General features: G+C 60.6%; 19 protein-coding genes and 1 pseudogene. 8 read left to right on the top strand and 12 right to left on the bottom strand.

Annotated elements, in window-relative coordinates; all coding sequences use genetic code 11:
• Nucleotides 1-11 precede the first annotated feature (11 nt).
• The 6 genes and pseudogenes from FBX99_RS29465 to FBX99_RS02800 form a co-directional block, all read right to left on the bottom strand.
• Nucleotides 12-1,229 (bottom strand): annotated as a pseudogene (locus FBX99_RS29465) (cache domain-containing protein); the annotation flags it as partial.
• Between the two features lie 39 nt (nucleotides 1,230-1,268).
• Nucleotides 1,269-2,213, bottom strand: coding sequence for a GNAT family N-acetyltransferase (locus FBX99_RS02780; protein ID WP_144921709.1), 945 nt, complete (start codon nucleotides 2,211-2,213; stop codon nucleotides 1,269-1,271).
• On the bottom strand, nucleotides 2,210-3,484 hold the full coding sequence (locus FBX99_RS02785) for a phenylacetate--CoA ligase family protein (RefSeq protein WP_144921714.1): 1,275 nt from the start codon (nucleotides 3,482-3,484) through the stop codon (nucleotides 2,210-2,212). The genes FBX99_RS02780 and FBX99_RS02785 overlap by 4 nt, the downstream gene beginning before the upstream one ends.
• Nucleotides 3,485-3,536: 52 nt before the next feature.
• Nucleotides 3,537-5,945: an aldehyde dehydrogenase family protein gene (locus tag FBX99_RS02790; RefSeq protein WP_145130548.1), complete on the bottom strand. Its 2,409-nt coding sequence runs from the start codon at nucleotides 5,943-5,945 to the stop codon at nucleotides 3,537-3,539.
• Between the two features lies 1 nt (nucleotide 5,946).
• Nucleotides 5,947-7,074 (bottom strand): acyl-protein synthase, encoded by a 1,128-nt coding sequence (locus FBX99_RS02795; RefSeq protein WP_145130550.1) that lies wholly within the window; start codon nucleotides 7,072-7,074, stop codon nucleotides 5,947-5,949.
• Nucleotides 7,075-7,103: 29 nt separating this feature from the next.
• Nucleotides 7,104-8,330, bottom strand: coding sequence for an MFS transporter (locus FBX99_RS02800; protein WP_144921723.1), 1,227 nt, complete (start codon nucleotides 8,328-8,330; stop codon nucleotides 7,104-7,106).
• A 539-nt stretch (nucleotides 8,331-8,869) separates the two neighbouring features.
• Here FBX99_RS02800 and FBX99_RS02805 point away from each other — a divergent pair.
• Nucleotides 8,870-9,058 (top strand): hypothetical protein, encoded by a 189-nt coding sequence (locus tag FBX99_RS02805; RefSeq protein WP_144921726.1) that lies wholly within the window; start codon nucleotides 8,870-8,872, stop codon nucleotides 9,056-9,058.
• Between the two features lie 3 nt (nucleotides 9,059-9,061).
• Here the strand turns inward: FBX99_RS02805 and FBX99_RS02810 are convergent, their stop codons facing one another.
• From FBX99_RS02810 to FBX99_RS02815, 3 genes are read right to left on the bottom strand one after another with little or no spacing between them, the layout of a single operon-like run.
• Nucleotides 9,062-9,442 carry a fe2+ zn2+ uptake regulation protein gene (locus tag FBX99_RS02810; RefSeq protein ID WP_144921729.1) on the bottom strand — a complete coding sequence of 127 codons (381 nt, stop codon included), beginning with the start codon at nucleotides 9,440-9,442 and terminating at the stop codon, nucleotides 9,062-9,064.
• 34 nt (nucleotides 9,443-9,476) lie between these two features.
• Nucleotides 9,477-9,602, bottom strand: coding sequence for a hypothetical protein (locus FBX99_RS29090; protein ID WP_256664009.1), 126 nt, complete (start codon nucleotides 9,600-9,602; stop codon nucleotides 9,477-9,479).
• Nucleotides 9,599-14,413 carry a dermonecrotic toxin domain-containing protein gene (locus tag FBX99_RS02815; protein WP_145130552.1) on the bottom strand — a complete coding sequence of 1,605 codons (4,815 nt, stop codon included), beginning with the start codon at nucleotides 14,411-14,413 and terminating at the stop codon, nucleotides 9,599-9,601. Before FBX99_RS02815 ends, FBX99_RS29090 begins: the two co-directional genes overlap by 4 nt.
• Nucleotides 14,414-14,657: 244 nt before the next feature.
• On the opposite strand from FBX99_RS02815, the gene FBX99_RS02820 reads away from it, so the two are divergent.
• A complete protein-coding gene (locus FBX99_RS02820) occupies nucleotides 14,658-15,689 on the top strand; it encodes an Ldh family oxidoreductase (RefSeq protein WP_144921734.1) in 1,032 nt (343 codons plus the stop codon).
• Between the two features lie 123 nt (nucleotides 15,690-15,812).
• On the opposite strand, the gene FBX99_RS02825 is transcribed toward FBX99_RS02820, so the two are convergent.
• On the bottom strand, nucleotides 15,813-16,130 hold the full coding sequence (locus FBX99_RS02825) for a YqjD family protein (protein WP_144921737.1): 318 nt from the start codon (nucleotides 16,128-16,130) through the stop codon (nucleotides 15,813-15,815).
• Nucleotides 16,131-16,293: 163 nt separating this feature from the next.
• On the opposite strand from FBX99_RS02825, the gene FBX99_RS02830 reads away from it, so the two are divergent.
• Entirely contained in the window at nucleotides 16,294-16,548 is a 255-nt protein-coding gene (locus tag FBX99_RS02830; protein WP_003181187.1) for a hypothetical protein, read from the top strand.
• Nucleotides 16,549-16,551: 3 nt separating this feature from the next.
• Here FBX99_RS02830 and FBX99_RS02835 read toward each other — a convergent pair whose 3' ends face one another.
• A complete protein-coding gene (locus FBX99_RS02835; protein ID WP_144921740.1) occupies nucleotides 16,552-17,460 on the bottom strand; it encodes a LysR family transcriptional regulator in 909 nt (302 codons plus the stop codon).
• 86 nt (nucleotides 17,461-17,546) lie between these two features.
• Here FBX99_RS02835 and FBX99_RS02840 point away from each other — a divergent pair, with 86 nt between their 5' ends.
• Nucleotides 17,547-18,470: a carbon-nitrogen hydrolase family protein gene (locus FBX99_RS02840; protein ID WP_144921743.1), complete on the top strand. Its 924-nt coding sequence runs from the start codon at nucleotides 17,547-17,549 to the stop codon at nucleotides 18,468-18,470.
• 1 nt (nucleotide 18,471) lies between these two features.
• On the opposite strand, the gene FBX99_RS02845 is transcribed toward FBX99_RS02840, so the two are convergent.
• Nucleotides 18,472-18,942 carry an LEA type 2 family protein gene (locus tag FBX99_RS02845; RefSeq protein WP_144921746.1) on the bottom strand — a complete coding sequence of 157 codons (471 nt, stop codon included), beginning with the start codon at nucleotides 18,940-18,942 and terminating at the stop codon, nucleotides 18,472-18,474.
• A 192-nt stretch (nucleotides 18,943-19,134) separates the two neighbouring features.
• Here FBX99_RS02845 and FBX99_RS02850 point away from each other — a divergent pair, with 192 nt between their 5' ends.
• The 4 genes from FBX99_RS02850 (at nucleotide 19,135) to FBX99_RS02865 (ending at nucleotide 22,051) form a co-directional block, all read left to right on the top strand.
• Nucleotides 19,135-19,851 (top strand): YafY family protein, encoded by a 717-nt coding sequence (locus FBX99_RS02850; RefSeq protein ID WP_144921749.1) that lies wholly within the window; start codon nucleotides 19,135-19,137, stop codon nucleotides 19,849-19,851.
• A gap of 51 nt (nucleotides 19,852-19,902) precedes the next feature.
• Nucleotides 19,903-20,244, top strand: coding sequence for a nuclear transport factor 2 family protein (locus FBX99_RS02855; protein WP_144921752.1), 342 nt, complete (start codon nucleotides 19,903-19,905; stop codon nucleotides 20,242-20,244).
• A gap of 123 nt (nucleotides 20,245-20,367) precedes the next feature.
• Nucleotides 20,368-21,489: a cell division protein ZapE gene (gene zapE / locus FBX99_RS02860; RefSeq protein ID WP_144921755.1), complete on the top strand. Its 1,122-nt coding sequence runs from the start codon at nucleotides 20,368-20,370 to the stop codon at nucleotides 21,487-21,489.
• 67 nt (nucleotides 21,490-21,556) lie between these two features.
• On the top strand, nucleotides 21,557-22,051 hold the full coding sequence (locus tag FBX99_RS02865) for a GNAT family N-acetyltransferase (protein WP_144921758.1): 495 nt from the start codon (nucleotides 21,557-21,559) through the stop codon (nucleotides 22,049-22,051).
• The last annotated feature ends 11 nt before the right edge of the window (nucleotides 22,052-22,062 follow it).

Consider the following 22,062-nt stretch of genomic DNA (forward strand, 5'->3'; position numbering starts at 1 on the left):
TGAAGGTAAACGATGAAGCGGTTGACCGAATGGCCAATCGCACCCAGTTCATCCTCGGCGCGGATGGTGATGCGTCGGGTCAGGTCGGCATCGCCGGTGGACAGCGCATCGATGTTGCCCTTGAGTACCTTCATGCGGCCGGTCAGTTGGCGGATTGCGTACAACTGCATCAGCACCAGCAGGATGACCATCGGGATCTGCAGCAGGCTGAGGGTGTTCAGCACGTCATCGCGCTGAGCGGTGATCAGGCGGGTTGGCAAGGCGGTGGCGAGAAACCAGGGCGTGCCTTCGATGGGGCGCATGAAGAACGTGCTGGCTTCGCCCTTGTTGTCGAACTCGACCCGTTGCAGTGGCTGGTCGCGCTGAGCCAGGCCTGCCTTGACCTGAGCGGCAAACGGCGAAGTGGCTGCCAGTTCGCTGATGTTCTTCAGCACGATCGGACCGCTGATGCGCGAGCTGTTGCTGATGATCTTGCCGTCGGCTTCGACAATCAGCATTTCGGCGTTCAGGTCGGCTTCCTTGCGCGCCACCAGGTCATTGAAGAAGCCCAGGGTCACGTCGATGGTGGAGACACCATAGGGCACGCCGTTCTTCTGGATGGCCATGGCGCAGTTGGTGCGCGGTTCGGCGCTGGCGTCATCTTTATAGGCGGCGGCCCAGGCGCATTTGCCGGGTGGGGTGGCCATGCCGCCCTTGTGCCAGGGCTGCTCGTAATAGTTCGGCGCGGCGTCGCTGTTCCAGAACGTATTGACCACCAGTTTGCCGGAGCTGTCGCGGTGCCAGAAGGTGCTGAACTTGTTGCGTCCTTCGGCGCGCTGGTTGGGCAACGGCCAGATTCCGCCACCGAAGACCTTCGGTTCGCCATATTGGTCCACCAGGCCCGGGAGTACCTTGTCGATGGCATCGCTGTCGAGCAACGGAATGGTCTGGGTGATGCTGCGTTGCTGGGCCTGCACTTTGTTCAGCTCGCCCTGGATCTGCTCCGCGACTTCGCCGATGCGATTGAGTGCCACCTGCTCCTCGGTCTGGCGCAGCTTGGGCGCGACCAGATAGCTGATGCCCACAACGGTGAGGATCGACAACACCAGGATGAATAAGATGAGGAACAGCGTGTAGCGAGTCTGAATGGTGCGGAATGAGGGCATTGGACAGTTCCTTGCTCGAAGGCATCTTTCGGGACGGTAGACATGTCTATATCGGCTCCTGGTCGTTGCCCTTGAATGTCCCATGCTTGGTGAGGGGTACCGTTCGTCGCCAATGTGGTCCTGTCATGCTGCCGTGTCGGACTGCGTGCCTCTCCAGTTCCGCGTGTGGCTCTGCAGCTCATCGTGCAGTCGTTGCATCGGCGCTGCCTGCAAGTTCAGTTGGCGAGCCAGCGCGCCACGATGAAACAGCGCCTGCCAGTTCAGCTCGCCTTCGGCGGGCACCATGCCGGTAAAAATGAATCCGGCAGCCATCAGCCGTTGGTAATCCTCGGGGAACTGTCGGCGCAGTCCGAGTCGTATCGCGATCGACCAGTGGGCCGGCAAGCGCTGCAGTTGCCTGGCCAGATGCCGGCTCATGTGCCCGGCTACTACGTCGATACGCCCGGGTAACGAAATGATCTGCAGCGGCTGCATCGAGGCGGGTGCGGCGTCGAACGTGGTGCCAAATTGTGCAGTCAAGGGGGCCATCAGCCATTGGCACGGGGCAGGCCATTGCACGTGCGGCAACGGCCGGTGATGGGCACCCATGATCTGGCAGCCGACCACGATGGTCTCGGTCTGGGCCGGGGCGAACGGCGAGGGCACATGGTCGGGCATCAGCCCTGTGTCATGAAAACCGAGCCGTTGTGCCAGCCGCTGGCTGTAGGGGTGGCTGGTGACTTGTTTGATGGACAGCCTGACGAGCCCGAGATCCTCACAGCTGTCCAACAGTTGCCGGCCCAGGCGGGTGGCGATCTGACTGCCTTGCAGCGCCGGATCCACTGCCACCAGCGCCAGTTCGGCATCCTTCCGGTTCGCCGCAGGTCGGCACAACGCGGCGTGGCCAACCACCTGTTCGTCCATCACGGCGACCATGGAAAACCAGTGTCGATGCTGGTGGTGCTGGCAAATCATATGGGGCACGTAGACGTCCGGCGAAACGTAGTGATCGCCATACACCCGGCGAAACAGTTCGCTGATTCCGATGGCATCGGCGGGCCTGAACATCCTGATGACCAAGGCACTCATCCGGCGTGCCTCGTTGCCATCGGGCCATAGCCCCGACGATCGATGATTTGCAGATGTTTGCCGGAGCGTGGGTGACGCTCCAGGTCCTGCGCCTGGCACGCCTGGACATGCAGAACGAGTTGATCGATACCCGGATGCTGCTGGATCAGCGCGAGTTCCAGCGCCTGGGACAGCGACCCGCAGATGCTCGACGGCTTGTCGGGCACCCATTTGAGTACCGCACGATCATTGTTTTCGATGGGCTCGATGATCAGTTGCCATTGAAACTCACCGCCGAGGCTGCGGATGATCTCGTTGATCCGTTGCGGGAACAGCGAAACCACGCCGACCCGTACCCGCTGGCTCTGTGCGCTACGTCCCGCCAGTTCGAACTTGCGTCGTGGAGTGCCGACAGGCTCCCGCCAGCAGGCCCGGTCCCCCACGGGATAGCGCACCATCGGCATCAGGGTCCGGGTGAAGTTGGTCACCACCAGGTTGCCGGGGCGGTCACAGGCCTCGATGACCTCGCCGCTCACTTCATCGACGATCTCCAGCCGCGTCTGTTCGTCGAATACGCGGTGCTCGCCGAGCAGGCAATCAGCGGCGCTGGCCCCCACCAGTCCGGCGTCCACGCTGGCATAACCGATGGACGCGAAGCGTGCCTGGGGAAAGGCTTGTCTCAACATCGGAAGTTGACGCTCGAACAGGTGCTCACCGCCGAACAGCACGGCGGTGATTCCGGGCAGCGTCCGACCCTGCCGGCCCAAATGGCTGGCAATGGCCAGTAGATGGGCCGGTACACCCGCCAGCACATTGACGCGGTGTGCCGTGACGGCATCGGCCAGCACATCGGGATCGATCGAACCGGTGAAGGGAAACTCGGTAATCGGCAGGTCAACCTGGCAAAGGGCACCATGAATGAACAGGAAACTCGCATACAGGTCCCCCGAGAAGAACAGATTGGCAATTCGATCGCCTGTTTCAAGCTGGGCGGACAGGCTGCCTGCGAAGCCATCGAGCATCCGCTGCCATTCCCCATGGGTGTACACCGACAGCTTCCCCTGACTGGTGGTGCCGCCGGTTTTATAGATCAGTGCGTCCGTGACGGGACCGGTCAGCACCTCCCAAGTGTCCAGGTCATGGCTGCCACTCCAGTAATCGTTGGCATCGACGATCGGCAGGTCCTCGAAAGCGCAGCCTTGCTCGGGTAAATGTCTCCAGTGTTTCTGGTAATACTTTGAATGCAGGCGCACATGGGCAAGCCATTGTTCAAATGGGCAGGAAGGGTTCATCAGGGGCTCTCGGGCTATGAAGATCGCTGGGTAGTGCATGGACGAAGGGCTGTCAGCCGGAGCTTCTGCCATCGATCACCAGCGGTACTTTGCCGCTGTGTCTGTTATGTTCGAAACATTCGGGCGTACAGCGCTGGACCTCCAAGATCAGCAGTGCGGCATCGACGGATGCACACAGCGGTTGCAGTGCCAGGACCCTGCGCCGTACCGTTTCGGCGTCGCCGTCGGCGCGGATCAGGATGCGCTCGCAGCCGCTGCTGTGGTGATCGAGGACGATTTGAATGGCCACCTGAGCCAGTTCGGCCAGCTCCTGGCTATTGATGGATTCCGTGGCGACGCGTAGCACGCGGCCATGGCGTTGCCCCAGCTCGAACCTGGGTGATTCCAGGCCACAAGGGCAGGACCCCGGCAACCAGCGTCCGCAATCACCGACATCGTAGCGCTGTAGAGGCTGCGCCTGGCGCTGTCGGGAAGTGAATAGCAAGCGCCCGATGTCCCCCGGCGTGACTGGAACATCGCGATCCAGCTCGACGATCTCCAGATGCTGAAGAGCGTCCATCAAGTGAAACACGCCATCGTCGCTGGCGGCGCAGGCATGGCCGAGAGGGCCTGCATCCACGCTGCCATACAGGGCCGAGCGAATGCGCGTGACGCCGCAAGCCTGGAACAATTGCCGGCTGGTTTGTCCCAGGTGCTCGCCGCCCAAGAGGATTTTGCGCACACCGCCGTAGTCTTGAAGGAGGCTTTTCTGGCTGGAAAACAGACGGTGCAGTGTGCTCGGCATGCCGATCAACGTATTGATGCCATGGGCGACAATCATCCGGGCGATTTCGTCGAATGCATCGTCCGTCGGTGCGCCCATGGGGTAATGCACGACGTTCATCTGTTCGAGTATTTTCGAGAAACTGAAAAAACCGCCGTAGAGGTTGCCGCCATAGAACAGGTTCATCACCCGGTCTTGCGCGGGGTCTAGGCCGGCCGCACGCAGGCCGTCGGCGGCGGCACGCATGTGACGGTCGAAATCGCGATGGCTGTAGCACGACAGCACGGGCGCGCCGCTGCTGCCACCGGAACGGAAGAACAGTTGTGCCTGGGGGGCGATGGGAAGGGCCATGAAATCAGCCTTGTCCATGATCGGCGTTGAAGGACTCATTGTTATTGGCGCTGGAGAGGTGTCCAGGGTGACACGATGACTCGCGATATGGGGTTCAAGGCCGACCGACACCCGCCTGCTCAAGCGTTGCAGCGCGTAGACGCCGTCGTGGGGCTCGCCGGCATAGCCCTCTTGAATCTCACGGGTCGCCGAGACGCGGGAAACGCCGGCAGCCAGCAAGCGACGGGTCAGCCCTGATGCCTGCTCCGGCTCACAAATGAGTGCGCAGCTCTGCAATACGTTTCGCCAGGGCAGCAGCGTCTCGGTCAACCACGCTTGAGGGACGGGCCGCAGCAGCAGCGTGCGGAACAGCGGCGACGGCGACAGGTCACGATGATGTTCCCAGAGGATGCGCCAGTCATCACCGGCCCAGACCTGGCCTGCGTGTCCCGCGAAGCTGTGGTCCAGTCGGGCGAGTGCCGTTCGGGTAGTGATCTCGCAGGCTTCGGCCGTGGTGAGCTTCAGAGCCGGCCAGCGTACGGCCCTTCGCTCGAATGCGGCGGCCAGGGCGCTCCCCACTTGCTCCATCACGACGGGCTGGTCAGTGTCGACCAGCAGCCATTGCGGACTGGAACAGGCTTGCTGGTCGAGACGGCAGATTTCATCTACCAGAGCATCCATTGCCTGGGGGGTGGCGGCGTGAGGCGTGACATAGGCGAAGCTGATGCGATGCCCCCAGTCGATCCAGCGGCACCCGCTCGGGACCTGCTCGCGCAAAGCCTTGAGCGCTGTCTCGCCGCCCCAGGCGCTGACACCTTGTGCCAGGGCGAAAAGACGCTGGCTGTCGTGGTGGGGAACCGGCAGTACCGCCAGGTAACCGCTGAGCCGGCCACTGCTGTCGCAGGCCAGAAAAGCCGCCAACAGGCGCGCCGTCAATGTCCCATCCTGTGTGCTTGGGCGTATCCAGTTGATGTTGCCCGCCAGCAGGCTTTCCAGGGCCGCGCAGAACGCCAGCAATGGTGCATTGCTCGGCGTGACATGCACCACCAGGCCCAAGGGCTGCCAGCTTTCGAAGGGCCCTTCGCTGTAGTCGATGCGCCGCAGCGAGCGAGGATCGGGGCCCAGCTCCCGTGCCAGTTTCAAGCTCAGGTGCTCGCGCCCGCAGAATGCGATCAGTGCCTGGCGTTGGTCCTCGTCGAGGAACGCTTCCCGTCCGGCACGCAGTCCCTGGGCGAATGTCTCGGCGCAGTCGAGCACGCAGTCGTTCGAGGGCGCCGAGGCCAGGAGGGCCGGCAGTTGCGCTTGCAGGCGTTCGAGGGCCTGGTCGAGTGTCAGGCTCGTGTGCAGTTGGCCGTTGATGAGGTACATATCAATGCTCCTTGATCAGTTCAGCGGCCGCCATGGCACAGCTTCGGCTGGCGCTGGTGCCGGCACGGCCATGCAATTCGAACCATTGGGTGCTCGAACCGCATTCACAGGTGGCAGGGTGCAGCGTCGCCAGGTCGCTCATCACCACGGCATGGGCGGGGCTGGAGGAGATATAGGGCGAAACGAACGACAGCAATCCAGCTTCGCCGAACGGCTGCACTTCGAAATTCGAAGGGTGACGGATGAAGACTTTCGAATAGACCGGTACATGAAATCGATGCCGGGCACATTCGATGTAGGGCACGGCATGCTCGACGGCACCATAACCGTCGCGGCAGCGATGGGCTTCGATGCCCAATTGCCGGGTGATGCGCTCATAGACCTGATGGCGGGGCATTTCCTGGGCAGCCTGTTTCTTCCAGCCGCCCCCCAGGAACACCAGGGAGTCAGGCGCCAGCGTCAGGTCCGGGACGCCGCTCTCGCGCATGCGTTCGAGTACGTGCCAGAGCAGCGCCGGAAAGCCGAAGATCCTCACCGGCAAACCTTGTTCGGCGAATGCCTGCAGGGCTCGGATGACGCCGAAAACGTCGAACTCATGATCGTTGCCGGTGTGTCGCAAGGCGTAGGTCAGGCTATTGACCGGGGCGAAACGACACAGGAACTGATCGGTATAGGCTGTACCGAGGCGGTTGTCCGGTTCGGGTTCATGGCTGAGCAACAAATAGTTGCAGGGCGTGTCCGGCGTGGACCAACCGTAATGATCGAAGATGCGCGCCACCATGGCCTGTGCCGCGGCCATGCTGCGCTCGTCATAGCGCATGCGGCTTTTCTGGCCTCCGGTACCGGAGGACGTGAGCTCCAGGGCCTCCTCGCCCGTCGGGCTGACCAGCAAGCGTTGCTTGAAGTAGTTGGCGTAGATGGGGGGCAGGCGCGACCAGTCCGTCAGGTGTTCCAGGTCCTCGACGGCGAGCCCGTTGGCGTTGAGCCAGTCTGCGTAGCCGGGCGTGTGGTGGCTATGGAACAGGCTGATCTCGGCCATGGCCCGATCGAACAGCCCGGAGGGGATCGACTCGGGGCTATAGGGCTGGGGCAATGCACACAGCGCATCGGCGTGGGGAAAATGGATCATCGGATAGCTTTCCTCGGGAGCGGAACAATTCAAACGGGAGCGACCGGTCGCGACCTGAACAGGCACAGCGCAACAGGACAACTGAGTCCGGCGATACCGGCCATCAAGGCAAAGGATTCCAGGCTGTTGCCGGCCCCCAACAACGCCAGGAGCGTACCGGCAGCGCTCATCACGGCGATGGAGATCATCCCGACCATGGCCGAGACCAACCCTTTGCTGTCGTCGCTGGCAAACAACGCCAGTCGATACAGCGCCGCATTACCCAGGCCGAGGCCAAGGGCATACAGCGAAAGACCTCCGACCAGCGCAGGCAGGGAAAGGGCGAATCGACTGGCGATGACCAAGGCGAGCAGACCGGCGCACAGGGGCCAGAGGCTGTAAAGGAGCACGCCGCGTACGCCGATCCGTTCCACCCAGGCATTGAGCAGGAGATTGCCGAGGATCACCGCGGCGAACACCGGGATCTGCCAGAGCCCATACACCAGTGGAGTAACGCCCTGTCCCTGTATCAGCAGCAGAGGCGACAGGCCGATCCAGGCGATCAGTGGCAGGCTCATCAGCCCCAGCGCGACGCTGGCCGCCATGAATCGGGGATCGCTGAGCAAGGCGCCATAGCGTTTGATCAGCGCACGCAGTTCGAAAGGAACGGGGGGTGGCCGCTGGCTGCCTGGCCTCGGGTGGCGCGGCATGAATCCCCAGAGCGCCAGCCAGCTCACTGCGCCAAGGCCGGCCAGCAGCAGAAACAGCTCGCGCCACGACAGCCATTGCAGCAGCAACCCTCCCAGCAAGGGGCCCAGCAAGGGCGACAAGAGGGCCAGGTTGCCCAGCAGCGCCATGATTTTCACGGCATCCGACTCGTTGAACAGGTCCTGGATGGCGGGATAGCTGACAGCGATCACGAAGCCCAGGCCCATGCCCTGGATCAGGCGCAGGCCATTGAACCCCAGCATCTGGGTGACCTGGGTGGCGGCCGCACAGGCCAGTACGAACCCGGCGCAACCGGCAAGCATGAACGGTCGACGTCCATGACTATCCGATAATGGCCCGATCAACCAGGGCAGCAGGATGCCACCCAGCAAATAGAGATTGAACGCGTAGGGAATCTGATCCGAAGCCGCTCCGAGTTCTTCGGTGACGGCGAGCATGGCGGGCATGATCAGATCGCTGGCCATGTACGTTAATAATTCAAAGAGCGCGATAGCCAGGCAGAAACCTGTCAATCGTTTAGGCGAGAAAGTTGTCAGCAAGTTTGGCATTCCCAACGTTTATTTTGAGTAAAGAGGTGAGTGCCTCTTATTCGAGAATACGTGGGGGGCGATAAGGCTTGAAAGACAGAGTTTCCCGGTGTTTACGGAGGAAAAGTGCTTGGCGGACGTAAGAAAAATGTCCACAGAAGCGGACATTTATTCCCCATTAAAGTCAGAAATTTACGGGGTGATAAGGTAGAAGGGGGCGTAGCATCGAGGGCTCGCTACAGACGCCTCAACCAGGACGCCCGGGGAAGGTCCTAGCGGTGCTGGGCGAAACCAGGATCCACCGAATGTTCAGGTCCTTCCTCATGACCGTGGCCAGGAGGAAAAAAGAGACAGCCGCTCAGCGACAACATCGACAACAGCGGCAGCAGCAGTGACATGCGACGAAACATAAATAAAATCCTCATGGCTGAACACCGTGGTTGCGCGACGGCGCTCCTTCGGCTGTACCATGGGACCCTGTTGGCTGCCGCTTGTCCCTGGAACCGGGTAGGCACTTGGCAAGCGAACGGCTACAGAACGGATACATTCAGGAACTGGCAATGACTCATTCGCAACGTTTGAAATACTCGATTCTGATTGTCCTCGTAGTCCTGGCGATCATGCTGGGACTGTCGTGGATGCAGAACAAAGGCATGATCAGCGAACAGCTGTTTCAATACATCGCCATTGCCGTGGCGGTGATCGTGGTGGTGGTCAACGGGGTGATGCGGCGCAAGGTCAAGCCCTGAGCATCATTCCCCTGCCGCGAGCATGGCCATGGCCTTGGGGTGCAGGCTGTAGCTCTTATCGGGATTGAGTGTCACCAGACCCACGCTGCACAGGCGCTTCAATACCTCGCGGACGCTGAGAAAGGACAAGGGAATGTCCGCTTCCAACAGCTGGCTGTGCACGCCCCGTGCGCCCAGGCAGCGGTTCTCCATGGTAGAGGTCCGCAATATGTCGATGATCTTGAGGCGAATCAGGCTGGTCCTGAGCCCGAAGCTCTTGAGCAGACCCCTGATGTGATCGTTGTTACCTCGTTCTGTCGCTTTGGCGAGCACGTTATTCGACGTCGCCATCGGGACGCCGCTCGAAGCCGGCTTATTCTCCATAGGCAGTTGCGCGTTTTGCATGCAAAAGGTCCTTACCAGCCTGATCAGGAAATAGTCATACGTGTTTCTTCAACAGGAACGTCCAATCATGCGGGCCGCGATGTGAAAAAATCGCCGGGATGTCGTTAAAGCCTTGTGATTGTTCAGGCGATTTTTCTGCATCTGGGGTGAGCGCGTTCATGAGGGCGAGTCGAGCTGGCGTCCCAACTCACAGATGAGCAGGGTCAGCGAGTCGGCGTTTCGAAGGATCACGTCGATGCGCTTGTCCGCCGAGCTGGGGTTCAGAAAGACATCACGCGCCTCGTTCAGGGTCCTGGCGCCGGTCACCTTGAGGATTTCCTTGACGGTAGCCTTGTGCTCGGGAAGCAACTCCAGGCTCTTGAACATGCTCGCTGCGGTATCCCATCCCATGAACAACTTTGAACGTGGCGTGGTCAGCGAGAGCCCATTGCGTTGCTGGTCTTGCTGAACCTCATACCGGGCTCGTCCGTCATGGGTGACTTGCGAAATCAGGTCGGTAAATGGCAATAGCGCGTCCAGATATGCGATGTCATGTGTATCGAGCAACTGATGGGTCAGTTCGTGGATGAGGGTCGCTCCCTGGGCGTGCGCATCGACATTGAAGGACTCGGGAACGATGGCTTTGTATGCGTCCAGCCCGACGTCGAAGAAAAATTGCGTGAGATAGATTTTTCCGCGTGCATTGGGTTCGAGCACGAATGCCGTGGCCGTGTCGTTGGCGCTCTTGAGATTGCCGATCACGATGCGTTTCTCGTTTTGCAGTTCCCAGGAGGGATCCGCCAACACCTGGCATATCGGCGCAACAATGGCATGTATGCTTGTGATCAGGTTGGCATCGACCTGTTCGATGCCGAAAAAGGTCTTGAGGTAAGTATCCAGTCGGGAGCCCGGTGAGACCCGCTGCCTGGCTTGATCGAGATTAAGAAGCGCATTGAGGGCGTAATACCTGGCCGTCTCCAGCGCCTGCACAATGACGTTCGCATGGTGGGGGTATTTCCTGCGTATCTCAACCATGCCGCGGGCTTCGATATTCAGTGTATCTGCGGCCTTGTGGTCGCTGTACGCGTTCGCCAGGGTCGACAACACCTTGCCGTAGCGAATGGTCTGTCGTTGTGAGTCGATTGCCCACTCCTGGCTTTCAGGCAGTCTTTTGAGTATCGGTCCCTCTCCCATGTCGTGGACCACGCGCCAGACCTGGTTGACCTTCGCCACCTGAAAGACTTTGCCGACGACGCTGACATAGCGCTTGCCGGAGCCTGCGGCCTTGTAGGTCCCGTCAACGAGGTTCCTTTGCAGATTCTCAAGGCTTACGCCCGTGGCTTCGAAGGCTTGCAGGTGGGTGCGGATCGGGGCTGTAGAATTGACGTCCTTCCAGTGGACCTGGGCCGCGGAGGTGTTCTGCGGGGAAGGGCCGATGGGGTCGAGCAGCCCGAACGTATCCTCGCGATTCAGAAACCCGATTGATACCATTTCCGCGGCCCCGGCAATGAAATCATGCAGGCCGGTTTTCCAGTCGTGCTGCTGCAACGCTTCGGAAGAGGACTTGAAGTCCTGATAGCTGTCCCACAGCGTTTCGAAAAAAGTCAGTTTGCCCGGTAGCTGTCTGCCCACGAACCTGGCGCCGACACTGAGTAGATGCCGCACGGTTTCCCAGTCGAACTGACGTTGCCTGTTTGCTTGAGTGGTCAGCAGGTTCGATACCAGTTGGATATTGTCATTGAACAATGTATCGAGGATGTTCGTCTGGACCGGATTGGAGGCCAAGGTGATTTCCGATAGCTGTCCCGCGGTGGCGACGAACAGGTTTTTGAACGTGCTTCGCTGGTTGGCGGGCAGTCGATTGATCAACAGGTCTTGTAGCGGCCCTGTCTGGTTGAAGGCGGCCACGACACCCGCTTCGTCCTTGAATTCGGTGAAGCACGGGCCCGTATGATAGGGGGCGTACAGAACGTGAGGCGCCTTCGCATCGGTGCTCGATCCGATCAGATATAACCCCAGTGCCTTGATCGCCGCTGCGCCATCGGTTGTGATCAGCTCTAACGGACGAATCAGCGCGCTGGCGCCTTTCACCGCCTGGCGGGCTATGGCGTCCGGCATGTCCAGTACCTGGCGAATCAAATCGAAGGCTGCAGGGGAGAGGTACTGCTGCAGGTACCGTGCGTGAGCGTATTGCAACAGTTGCCAGGGGAGTTGTTGGCGGAATCGTTGTTTTCTCTGTTGAACGTCTTCTGTCGTGCCGGACAGCTTGTCCACCACATGGCGTTTATACGAGGTGGAGATATCCAATGACAGCAGCAGCTGTTTGACCGCCGCCTCGTTCAAGCTGTCAGGCAGCTTGCGCCTGGACGTCGAGGAGACCTTGAATCCGGTTTTTTGAGTGACATCGATATGATTCAGCGCGAACTCGTCCAGGGAACTCGGAGGCCCCGCCAACGCGAGGTTCGGTGTAATCAGAATGCTCGCCGGATCCAGGTCTTTTTCGGTAAAGCGCGCGTCCAGCAGCGCTTTCAGTTTTTTATTCGTATAGGCCTGCAAGGGCTCGATACCGTCCAGGTAGTCTTTGCCGTCGGTCACGCTGTTCCGATATTGCTCAAGCAGCTCGATATGCAGGCGCTGTTCTTCAAGAGAAGCCATGCCGAGCCAGGCAGGCAGCTTCTGTTGCCACCAGCCTGCCTGGGCGATGCGTCTGGCACGGATCAGATTGGTGGGGGCGCCTTTGTTCCGCAACGCTTCAAGGCTTTTCACCAATGCGGTCCCGGTCAATTGCCAGTTCCGGGTTTTCAACGTTTTCAGATAGCCGTACTCGATCTCGAACAACCTGATGAACGAGGTCATCCGATCGAGCAACACGTTGTCTTCGATCAACTCAAAGGCCTCAAGCTGATAACGCCCGTGGGGCTTGCGTTGCTCAGGGGGCAGGTTGGCCAGCAGGCCAAAGCGTTTGCGGGAGTCGAGCAGGTTTCGGTTCAATTGTGTCGTCGCGACATCGACGGAGGGGAAAACCTGCAGGCCGTCGGTGGGCGTCCAGAGGATTCCCAGGCCTGAATAAGGCGTGTCCAGCCCTCCGCGCTCAGTCAGGAAAAAACAATTGGCCAGGGAGAAGGAGGCGGTGCTGCCCTCGTTGGTATACGCAAGCTTCAGTGAATAGGCATCGGGTCGAAAGCCTTTGAGCGCTGCGCGCTGCTCGCGATTCGGATAGTCGGCGTCGTAGGAAAAAACACAGTTGATGAGATCATCCGCGGCGGGCGGCAGGGTCCCGTCGAGTTTTCTAAGCTCGGCTTCGGCACGTATGCCGAGGGAAAAAACATTGCTCAGTTCAGGTAGCAGGCTTTTCAGTTTAGCGTGCAGTGAGATTGCATTGGAGAGTGGCAGCTGGGTGAACAGCGTGTTGAAAGCCTCTTCGACGGTGGTATAGCTCTTGATCTTTCTCGTCAGTTGATCAGCCATGAAGTTGGAAGGCCGCGAGGCGCCATAAAAAGCCGGCAGGGTGCCCCAGTGCCCATCGGTTCCATGCGCCAGCAGGTTTTTGTTGATCAAGGAGCGAATATCCAATGCCTTGTCGACCAGGGCGTGGATGTTCACGGTGCCCTGGCGGGACATCTCCAGTGCGTAGTGAAGGTTGCTGATCTGCTTGCCGATGATTGCATTCGCCAGGGATTCGAATACCGGCAATGTCACGGGGTAACCTGAGACCTGTGGTTCGTCCAGGCGCAGAAAGCGGTTGCGTTCTTCCAGGCTCAGCAGGCTATAGAGTGCCTCCTTGCGTGCAATGCTTGTCGGCGTCGTCAGCAGCGCGTCCTTGAACCCGAGGTAGTTGTCGACTTTCTGCAGGTCATGACTGGGTCTGTAGAGGTAATGATCTTTGCCGCTGATCATCAGCGAGCCGGCAAGCTCCACATAGAGCGGCTCATATTCCCAGAGGCGAACCGTTTCGATGAACAGAGGCGTCTCGTCCTGGCGCGATGGCCCGAACAATCGGAGCAGTTCCTGGCTTTGTGCGTCGGTCAGCTGCCTTTGCTCCCGTTTGCTCAGGACGGTGGCGCGCAGGGCATCGCTGAGGACCCGCGACAGCAGCTCTCGGCGTGAGGTATGAAATGGGCCGGTGGCGTCCCAATAGGCATTGATGCGATCGGTGAGCTTGGGAATCAGGTTCTGGGCGGTGACCCGTAGCAGGCTTTCCCACTGTTGCGAATTATGAGGCGATACCGTGATGTCCGGATGGATGAAATCGACGTCATGCCGGGCGGGCCGGCCCTGATGGTGGAAGTACACCAGGACCGCTTCGGACAGTGACAGGTTGTTGGTTACCTTACCCATGGTCGGGTCACCCAGCCCCGCATCGGCGGTGATTGCGACACGGGTCTGTTGGTGGTCAAGGTTCGCCAGTACTTCTTTCAATATGTGGTCAAGCATTGAGGTCAGCGAGGGCAGTTTGATCAACTCATCGACCATGGTCAGCGCGTTGAGACTTTGGGCGTGCTCAATGGCGTCGATCTGGGCCTTGAAAATATCGCCGTCGATGGTCTGCCGGGACTGTTCGATAAGGGTGCCGGTGTTCAGTTCGTCGCGTTGGGAGATGGACAGGAGCTGGAACAGGTCGTCACGCTCGAAAGGGGTTGCGAGCATTTGGTCGATCCGGGTTTCGAGCGCCTGCGGGCTGGCGAATTTCTCGATTCCACCCTGCGGCGTGTAGAGGAATGCAGGCTTGGGGGAGGATGTGCCGACGTCTGGCAAGGTTGTCAGGGTGAAACAGCCGGCAAGCGGAACAGGGGCGTGTCCCTCGGTCTGGAGCAGAATGCTTTCGGCAGACATCGACGGCGTCTGGGCGGTACGCAGCGTGTGGCTGGGAAGGGCTGCGTGGTGCAGCCACTCGAAGTCGGCTTGCGTCAACCCATGGGTTGCGCTCAATTCGTCCAGGCGTTGGGCGTCCAGGACGTCGGGAAATAACAGGGGCGTGGTTTCACGGGTCATCGTCGCGTCTCGATCAAGGCGCCATGAGGTGGCGCTTGCATGGATGAAGCGGCCAGCCTAGAGAACGATGAAGGGGCGAAGGTGGTACATAGTTACCGCACGCGAAGCTCCAGACCTGTCAGGCTGTGGCGCGCCGGGTGTGCGTGCGGTGAAAAGATTGACAGTCCGCGCCTGAAGCAGTGTTTAATCCGGCTTTGTTCCTTCTTCACTGTGGCTACCTCCAACAATCATTCTGGAGCTTCAGATGTCTGCGCTATCCGATCAAGCCGGTTCCGGCCCTCTCTCTTTAGACGCCTTGGTGGGGCTCCTGGAGAAGATTTTCCTGCGGCACGGCACCTCCGCCGAGGTGGCTCGTACTCTGGCTGAAAACTGCGCCCGCGCCGAACGCGACGGTGCTCACAGCCATGGCGTTTTTCGTATGCCGGGCTATGTCTCGACGCTGAACAGCGGCTGGGTCGACGGCCAGGCAGTGCCGGTGGTCGAAGACGTCGCAACGGGCTTCGTCCGGGTGGACGCCGGCAACGGTTTTGCCCAGCCGGCCCTCGCCGCTGCACGACCGTTATTGGTGGAGAAGGCTCGCAGCGCCGGTATCGCGGTGTTGGCTATCCGCAATTCCCATCACTTCGCCGCCCTTTGGCCGGACGTCGAGCCGTTTGCCTACGAAGGGTTGGTGGCATTGAGCGTGGTCAACAGCATGACCTGCGTGGTACCCCACGGCGCGGACCGTCCGTTGTTCGGGACCAATCCCATTGCCTTCGCCGCGCCACGGGCCGGTGGCGAGCCGATTGTATTTGACCTGGCCACCAGCGCCATCGCCCATGGCGACGTACAGATCGCCGCGCGCAAGGGCGAGTTGTTGCCGCCAGGCATGGGGGTGGACAGCCTCGGCCAACCGACCTGCGACCCAAGGGCGATTCTCGAAGGCGGCGCGCTGCTGCCGTTTGGCGGGCACAAGGGGTCGGCGTTGTCGATGATGGTCGAGCTGCTGGCGGCGGCCCTGACCGGCGGCAATTTCTCGTTCGAGTTCGATTGGAACAAGCATCCGGGAGCCAAGACGCCGTGGACCGGACAATTGCTGATCGTGATCGACCCGAGCAAGGCCGCCGGACAGAACTTTGCCGAGCGCAGCCAGGAGCTGGTCAGGCAAATGCAGGAAGTGGGGTTACGGCGGTTGCCGGGGGATCGTCGGCACCGGGAGCGCAGTCAATCCGATCAGCATGGAATTGCGCTGGATGAGCAGACATTGCAACAGCTGCGGGAATTGGCTGGGATGTGAAAATCAACGTGGGAGCGAGCTTGCTCGCGATAGCGGTGGGTCAGTCGATGAGGATGTTGACTGTGCTGACGCCTTCGCGGGCAAGCCCGCTCCCACATTGTTGCGCTTGTCGGGCAAGCGTTGTCAGCGCCGTCCTAGCAACAAGCCCACCACCAGCCCGAAACCGGCGGAAATCGCCACGGTTTGCCAGGGGTGGCCGCCGATGTAGAGTTCAGTGGCGTCGACCATGGGCCGGGTACGCTCCCGTGCGCTGGCAACCGAGTCCAGGGCCTGCTGCAGTTTCTGGGAGATCTGGCCCCGCAGGTTCTCGGCATCTTCACCGACCAGCGAGTCGCTGCTCTTGAGCAGCTTTTCCGACTCTTCGATCAAGGCCTTCAGTTCACTGAACACTTGATCCTTGATTTGCTCTCCGTTCGCTTGCGCGGTATGCCTACGAGCCATCGAGTTACTCCTTGCTGATGATTACCACTGAACAGTGGAGTGTTGCGCTTGGGCAAAAGTTGCAGAGGGACAGGCCGTGTCAGCATGGCCAAGCCTAAATGATGGTTAAGACGTTTCCCCACAAGGTGTAAGATGTCGCCCATTTACGCAACAGGTAATTCCCATGAGTTTCAATCTGGCTGACAAGCCGCTGGCCGAGCGTGCCGCGCTGGAAGACGAAAAATCCCGACTGTTCGAGTTGTGGCAGAACAACCTGGGCAAGGCCAAGGGCGACGCTGCCCGGTTGTTTGGCGAACGCTCCAAGCGCAAAGGCAAATGGGCCGAATGGGTACGTGCCGAGTTGGACGGCATGTCGCCCCCGGAATACGCCAACATGGTGCGCAGTGAGGTCAATCGGTTGATGGCCGCCAACAAATAAGCCTCACGCAAAGGTCGCGACGATGGCCTCGCGAACCTTGACCACGGCCGGATCCATCTGAGTGTGGGTGCGCCATCCCAGCTCGATGGGATAGCGTGGCAAGACGAGAGGGCAGGGCAACAGCGTCAGGCTGCCGAACGCCGCGATGGCCCTCGCGGCGTGCCCCGGAATGGTCGCCACGGCCCGGCTGCCCTGGAGCAGGAACGGCAACGCGGCAAAATGCGTGGTCGAGGCACACACTTTGCGGCTCAAGCCGAGCCCGGCCAGTCCTTCGTCGGTGATGCCGATGAACCCACCCGACGACACCAGCAGATGTTCGCGACCCACGAACGACTCCAGGCTGAGGGTCTGCTGGTTCTCCTCCAGGCTGTCCGGGTCGACCAGACAGGCATAATCGCCTTCACCCAATACCTGGCGACTGAGCAACCGTTCCGTGAAGCCACCCGCCGTGATCGCCAGGTCGAAATTGCGCTCCATCAAGTTGCGGCCGACGATCTGGCTGTGGGTCTGGCGAAAGATCAGGCGCAACCCCGGCGCCCGTTGCGCGACTTCCTCGATCAGCTTGCGCCCATAGGCCAGCTCGAAGTCGTCGGACAGGCCGACGATGACCGAGCGGCCGTCGTAATGACTGGTCTGCGGGTCGATCATCGCCAGGCTCTGGCGACACTTGTCCAGGGCCTCGCTGATCACCGGCTTGAGTTGATTGGCCCGCAGCGTTGGCGCCAGGCCACGACCGGTGCGCACGAACAGTTGATCGTCATATACATCCCGCAGCCTGCGCAGTGCCGCGCTGATGGCCGACTGGGTCACGCCCAGGCGCAATGCGGCGCGGCTGGCGCTGGATTCGTCGTGCAGGGCTTCGAAGGTCTTGAGCAGGTTGAGATCGAGGTTGGCGATATTCATGATGTTCATATCGTTTAGCAATGTATGGGGCTTTATTCATGATCGGTCGTCGCCTGAGAATCGGCAACACTTGAGACCTAAGGAGTTGAACACCCATGCCGAAATCCATTGTGGCTGCCCTGCAGATCGGTTCCTTGCCGGGCGGCAAGGAGGAGACTCTGGCGCAAATCCTTTCCTACGAAGACGCCATACGCCAGGCCCGCGCCCGCCTCGTGGTCATGCCCGAAGCCCTGCTGGGAGGCTATCCCAAGGGCGAAGGTTTCGGCACCCGACTGGGCTACCGGCTGCCGGAGGGGCGTGAGGCATTCGCCCGCTACTTCGCCAATGCCATCGACGTACCGGGTGTCGAAACCGAAGCGTTGGCCGGGCTTTCGACGCGTACGGGGGCCAGCCTGGTGCTGGGCGTCATCGAGCGGGCTGGCAGTACCCTGTATTGCACGGCCTTGTACTTCGAGCCTGATGCGGGGCTGGTGGCCAAGCATCGCAAGCTGATGCCCACCGGCACCGAGCGGCTGATCTGGGGCAAGGGCGATGGTTCGACGTTGGCGGTGATCGACAGCCAGGTCGGGCGACTCGGTGCGGCGGTGTGCTGGGAAAACATGATGCCGCTGCTGCGCACCGCGATGTATGCCAAGGGAGTGGAGGTCTGGTGTGCGCCGACGGTGGATGAACGGGAGATGTGGCAAGTGACCATGCGTCACATTGCCCATGAGGGACGATGCTTCGTGGTCAGTGCCTGCCAGGTCCAGGCCTCGCCTCAGGCGCTGGGTATTGATGTCGAACACTGGCCGGCGGAGCGTCCATTGATCGCCGGCGGCAGTGTAATCATCGGACCCATGGGGGATGTGCTGGCTGGGCCGCTGAAAGACACCGCGGGTTTATTGACCGCCGAAATCGACACCGATGACCTGGTGCGGGCGCGTTATGACTATGACGTGGTCGGTCATTACGCCAGGCCGGACGTGTTCGAACTGGTGGTGGATGAGCGGGCCCGGCCTGGCGTGCGGTTCACCGCGTGAGTTACCAGGTTGCCGCGGACGCCGGCAAATCGAGGGTTCCGCGGTCGACGAAGCGCATGGTGCCGAACAGTCCCCCGGAGAGTTTGCCCTTGAGCACATAGGGCAGGTTATCCAGACCCTGTGTCTGGCTCAGGCCCAGGGTCTGGCGCAACACCGAAAAGGCCGAAATGCTCACGGGGACGCTCAAGACCGCTTCGGAGTACCGTGCAATGGAGCCGCTCTGGTCGCTGACCCCGGTCGCCAGCGTGCGGTCGTTGACCTCCAGGTCCAGCGCCACGCCGTTGTAGTCGATGGCGGTTTCGTTGGGGTTCTGCAGGCGCAGCTTCACGGCAAAGCGCATCTCCAGGTCCTGGCTGGGCAAGGGTTCGATGCCGACCACGTTGATGTTCAGCGGATCGCGATGCGGGAAGAGGGCGCAGGCGCTGAGGCTGAGCAGGGTCAGCAGGAGGAACAGGCCGGGGATTCTGCGCATGGGCGTATTCTCACTGTGAATTTTTGGTCACGATAACCCACAATCCCAAAGACAAGCGAAGAACCTGTGGCGAGGGGATAAATCCCCTCGCCACAGGTTTCATCTCTATCCAAATAGACGTTTGGGCTCCTGACAGTTTCTGACAACAGCCTCTGCTAATCTGCAGCAACTTTTTCATCCGGATCGACCACCGTGTCCCGTACCACTCGGCTGCTCACTTTGTTGCAAGTCTTGCGTGGCAAGCGCTGCCCGGTCACCGCCGCGACCCTGGCGGCAGAGTTGAAGGTATCCGAGCGCACGCTCTACCGCGACATTGCCGAGCTGACCGCCCTGGGGGCGCCGATCCAGGGCGAGGCAGGCATCGGCTATGTATTGCGCAGCGGCCTGTTCCTGCCGCCACTGATGTTCACCGCCGATGAAATCGAGGCCATTGTACTGGGCTTGCGCTACGTGGATCAGCGCGGCGATGAGGTACTGGGCAAGGCGGCCGCCGACGCCCTGGCGAAAGTCGCCGCGGTGTTGGCTCCCGATGTCCGGGATGCCTTGCGCAACCCCACGGTGTTGCCCGGCCCGCCGGGTTACGGGTATCCGCAAAATACCGTGGAACTGAACGTGTATCGCCAGGCCATCCGCGTCCAGGCGAAGCTGCACATCGATTACGCCGACGTCAACAACACCCCGAGCCAGCGACTGATCTGGCCCCTGGCCCTGGGGTTTTTCAACGAGGCGCGGGTGGTAGTGGCCTGGTGCGAATTGCGTGGCGCCTACCGGACCTTTCGCACCGACCGGATTGCCTCTGCCACCGAGCAGGGCGAGTGCTATCCCGGCAGGCGCAGCGACTTGCTACGAGCCTGGATGAAATCGATGAAACTGGACGAAACCGGGCGTTTCACTCCTGACAGAAACTGACATGAGGGTGTTCTAGCATGGTGCCAGTTCGATAAAACAAGGAGCCTTACCATGTCCAATCCCGTCTCTTCCCTGGCACCGGCCATCGCCGGTTACATCGCGGCCGCCAATGCCCGTGACAGCTCGGCGGTGACGCGTTTCTTTGCCGAGGATGCCAATGTGTTCGATGAAGGACAGCATCGGGCCGGCACCCAGGACATCATCCAATGGATGGAAGACACTTCCCGCCGTTACCAGCCGCGGGTCGAAGTGCTCAACGTGCAACAACGCACGGGCAAGGTGCTGGTGCACAACCTGATCTCGGGGGCTTTCCCTGGCAGCCCGCTGGAGTTGCGGTATACCTTCCGGCTCGATGAGCAGGGCAAGATCAGCCGGCTGGATATCTCGATTTAAAAGGAGTGAGCTCCTGTGGCGAGGGGATAAATCCCCTCGCCACAAATCCCATGCTCGGTTGGCGTGATCGTTCATCGTCCGGCATGGCATACTCAGCCGCTTCCTCTTCCGGACCCGGGCCGCATGACTTTCGACTCCCCCCTGAGTGCCTGGCAGTACGCCATCGAACATCGCGGTTTTGTCCAGGATGAGGCCCAGGAGTTGGCGATCATGACCTTGGAGCAATGCCACAAGGCTTTGCACGAGGGGTGCAAGTCGATCAAGGGGGTGTATCTCTGGGGCCCGGTAGGTCGTGGCAAGACCTGGCTGATGGACCGTTTCCATGAAAGCCTCCGGGTTCCGGCCCGTCGTCAGCATTTCCATCACTTCATGGCCTGGGTGCACCAGCGTTCGTTCCAGCTCACGGGCACGCCGGACCCGTTGCAGGCCTTGGCCAGGGAGCTGAGCCGGGAAGTGCGGGTGCTGTGTTTCGATGAGTTGTTCGTCACCGACATCGGCGATGCCATCATCCTCGGGCGCCTGTTCCAGGTCATGTTCGAGTTGGGCATGGTTGTGGTGAGCACCTCGAACCTGCCTCCCGAGGAACTCTACGCCAACGGCCATAACCGTGAACGGTTCCTGCCGACCATCACGGCGATCAAACAGCACATGCAAGTCGTACCGGTGAACGGCTGGCAGGATCACCGCCAGCACCCCGGCGCGCTACAGCAACGTTATTGGCTACGAGGCGCCGGGCAACCCGAGCCATTGGGCGAGGTCTTCGAACGGTTGAGTGCAGGGCAACAGTCCAGCAGTGATCCGGTGCAAGTCGGCCATCGCTTGCTGGAGCCGGTCAAGGTCAGCGACACGGTGCTCTGGAGCCGTTACCGGGATCTGTGCGAGCAGCCGTTCTCGGCCCTGGATTTCATGGGCCTGTGTGACCGCTACAAGGTTATCCTGCTCAGCGACGTGCCCAGCTTGAGTGCCGAGCAGCGCGAAGGGCGTATCGCCCGTGGTACGGAAGACGGTGTAGAGCGGGTCGAGGCGGGGGATCGCGAGCTGCCGCAACTTTCGGTCCACGATGACGGTGTGCGACGCTTCATTGCCCTGATCGACGAATGCTACGATCGCAAGGTGCCGCTGTACCTGTCGGCCGAAGTGCCTATGGAGCAGCTGTATACCGAGGGCTATCTGCAATTTCCGTTTCGCCGTACCCTCAGTCGCCTCCAGGAAATGCAGATGCAACGTTTCGGTCAGCTCGCCTGACCCGTACCCGCCGACGGCCCCATCCGCCGGTATTACCCGCCGTACCCGCGAAGAGAGATGCAAGGTCATGGAAGAAGCCAAGGATGTTCTCGTACTGCAAGCCAGCTACACCAATCCGGTTCACGCCGAAGCGATCTGCCTCGTACTCAACGGCTATGCGCAGGACCCCATGGGCGGCGGCCGGTCGCTGCCGGCCGAAGTCCTGCTGCATCTGCCGGAAGAGCTGGCCAAGCGTCCCTACGCGTTCAGCGTGCTGGGGTTCGTCAACGGCGAGCCGGCGGGGCTGGTCAATTGTTTCGAAGGTTTTTCGACCTTTGCCTGCCGGCCGCTGGTGAATATCCATGATGTCGTCGTCATGAAGGCGTTTCGCGGACTGGGCCTGAGCCAGAAGATGCTGCAGAAAGTCGAAGACATCGCACGCCAGCGCGGTTGCTGCAAGATCACCCTGGAAGTGCTTGAAGGCAATGCCGTGGCCCAGGCCAGCTATTCGAAGTTCGGCTTCTCCGCCGGCATGTTCGATCCGGCTCACGGCCGCATGCTGTTCTGGACCAAACCCCTGTAAAAAAACTGACT

It is taken from the genome of Pseudomonas sp. SJZ074 (assembly GCF_007828215.1).
Lineage (GTDB): Bacteria > Pseudomonadota > Gammaproteobacteria > Pseudomonadales > Pseudomonadaceae > Aquipseudomonas.

What these genes read in the sequence shown, in the direction of transcription:
- FBX99_RS02780 (WP_144921709.1), bottom strand. Translation starts at nt 2,213, where the DNA reads ATGAGTGCCTTGGTCATCAGGATGTTCAGGCCCGCCGATGCCATCGGA.
- FBX99_RS02785 (WP_144921714.1), bottom strand. Translation starts at nt 3,484, where the DNA reads ATGAACCCTTCCTGCCCATTTGAACAATGGCTTGCCCATGTGCGCCTG.
- FBX99_RS02790 (WP_145130548.1), bottom strand. Translation starts at nt 5,945, where the DNA reads ATGTACCTCATCAACGGCCAACTGCACACGAGCCTGACACTCGACCAG.
- FBX99_RS02795 (WP_145130550.1), bottom strand. Translation starts at nt 7,074, where the DNA reads ATGATCCATTTTCCCCACGCCGATGCGCTGTGTGCATTGCCCCAGCCC.
- FBX99_RS02800 (WP_144921723.1), bottom strand. Translation starts at nt 8,330, where the DNA reads ATGCCAAACTTGCTGACAACTTTCTCGCCTAAACGATTGACAGGTTTC.
- FBX99_RS02805 (WP_144921726.1), top strand. Translation starts at nt 8,870, where the DNA reads ATGACTCATTCGCAACGTTTGAAATACTCGATTCTGATTGTCCTCGTA.
- FBX99_RS02810 (WP_144921729.1), bottom strand. Translation starts at nt 9,442, where the DNA reads ATGCAAAACGCGCAACTGCCTATGGAGAATAAGCCGGCTTCGAGCGGC.
- FBX99_RS29090 (WP_256664009.1), bottom strand. Translation starts at nt 9,602, where the DNA reads ATGAACGCGCTCACCCCAGATGCAGAAAAATCGCCTGAACAATCACAA.
- FBX99_RS02815 (WP_145130552.1), bottom strand. Translation starts at nt 14,413, where the DNA reads ATGACCCGTGAAACCACGCCCCTGTTATTTCCCGACGTCCTGGACGCC.
- FBX99_RS02820 (WP_144921734.1), top strand. Translation starts at nt 14,658, where the DNA reads ATGTCTGCGCTATCCGATCAAGCCGGTTCCGGCCCTCTCTCTTTAGAC.
- FBX99_RS02825 (WP_144921737.1), bottom strand. Translation starts at nt 16,130, where the DNA reads ATGGCTCGTAGGCATACCGCGCAAGCGAACGGAGAGCAAATCAAGGAT.
- FBX99_RS02830 (WP_003181187.1), top strand. Translation starts at nt 16,294, where the DNA reads ATGAGTTTCAATCTGGCTGACAAGCCGCTGGCCGAGCGTGCCGCGCTG.
- FBX99_RS02835 (WP_144921740.1), bottom strand. Translation starts at nt 17,460, where the DNA reads ATGAACATCATGAATATCGCCAACCTCGATCTCAACCTGCTCAAGACC.
- FBX99_RS02840 (WP_144921743.1), top strand. Translation starts at nt 17,547, where the DNA reads ATGCCGAAATCCATTGTGGCTGCCCTGCAGATCGGTTCCTTGCCGGGC.
- FBX99_RS02845 (WP_144921746.1), bottom strand. Translation starts at nt 18,942, where the DNA reads ATGCGCAGAATCCCCGGCCTGTTCCTCCTGCTGACCCTGCTCAGCCTC.
- FBX99_RS02855 (WP_144921752.1), top strand. Translation starts at nt 19,903, where the DNA reads ATGTCCAATCCCGTCTCTTCCCTGGCACCGGCCATCGCCGGTTACATC.
- zapE (WP_144921755.1), top strand. Translation starts at nt 20,368, where the DNA reads ATGACTTTCGACTCCCCCCTGAGTGCCTGGCAGTACGCCATCGAACAT.
- FBX99_RS02865 (WP_144921758.1), top strand. Translation starts at nt 21,557, where the DNA reads ATGGAAGAAGCCAAGGATGTTCTCGTACTGCAAGCCAGCTACACCAAT.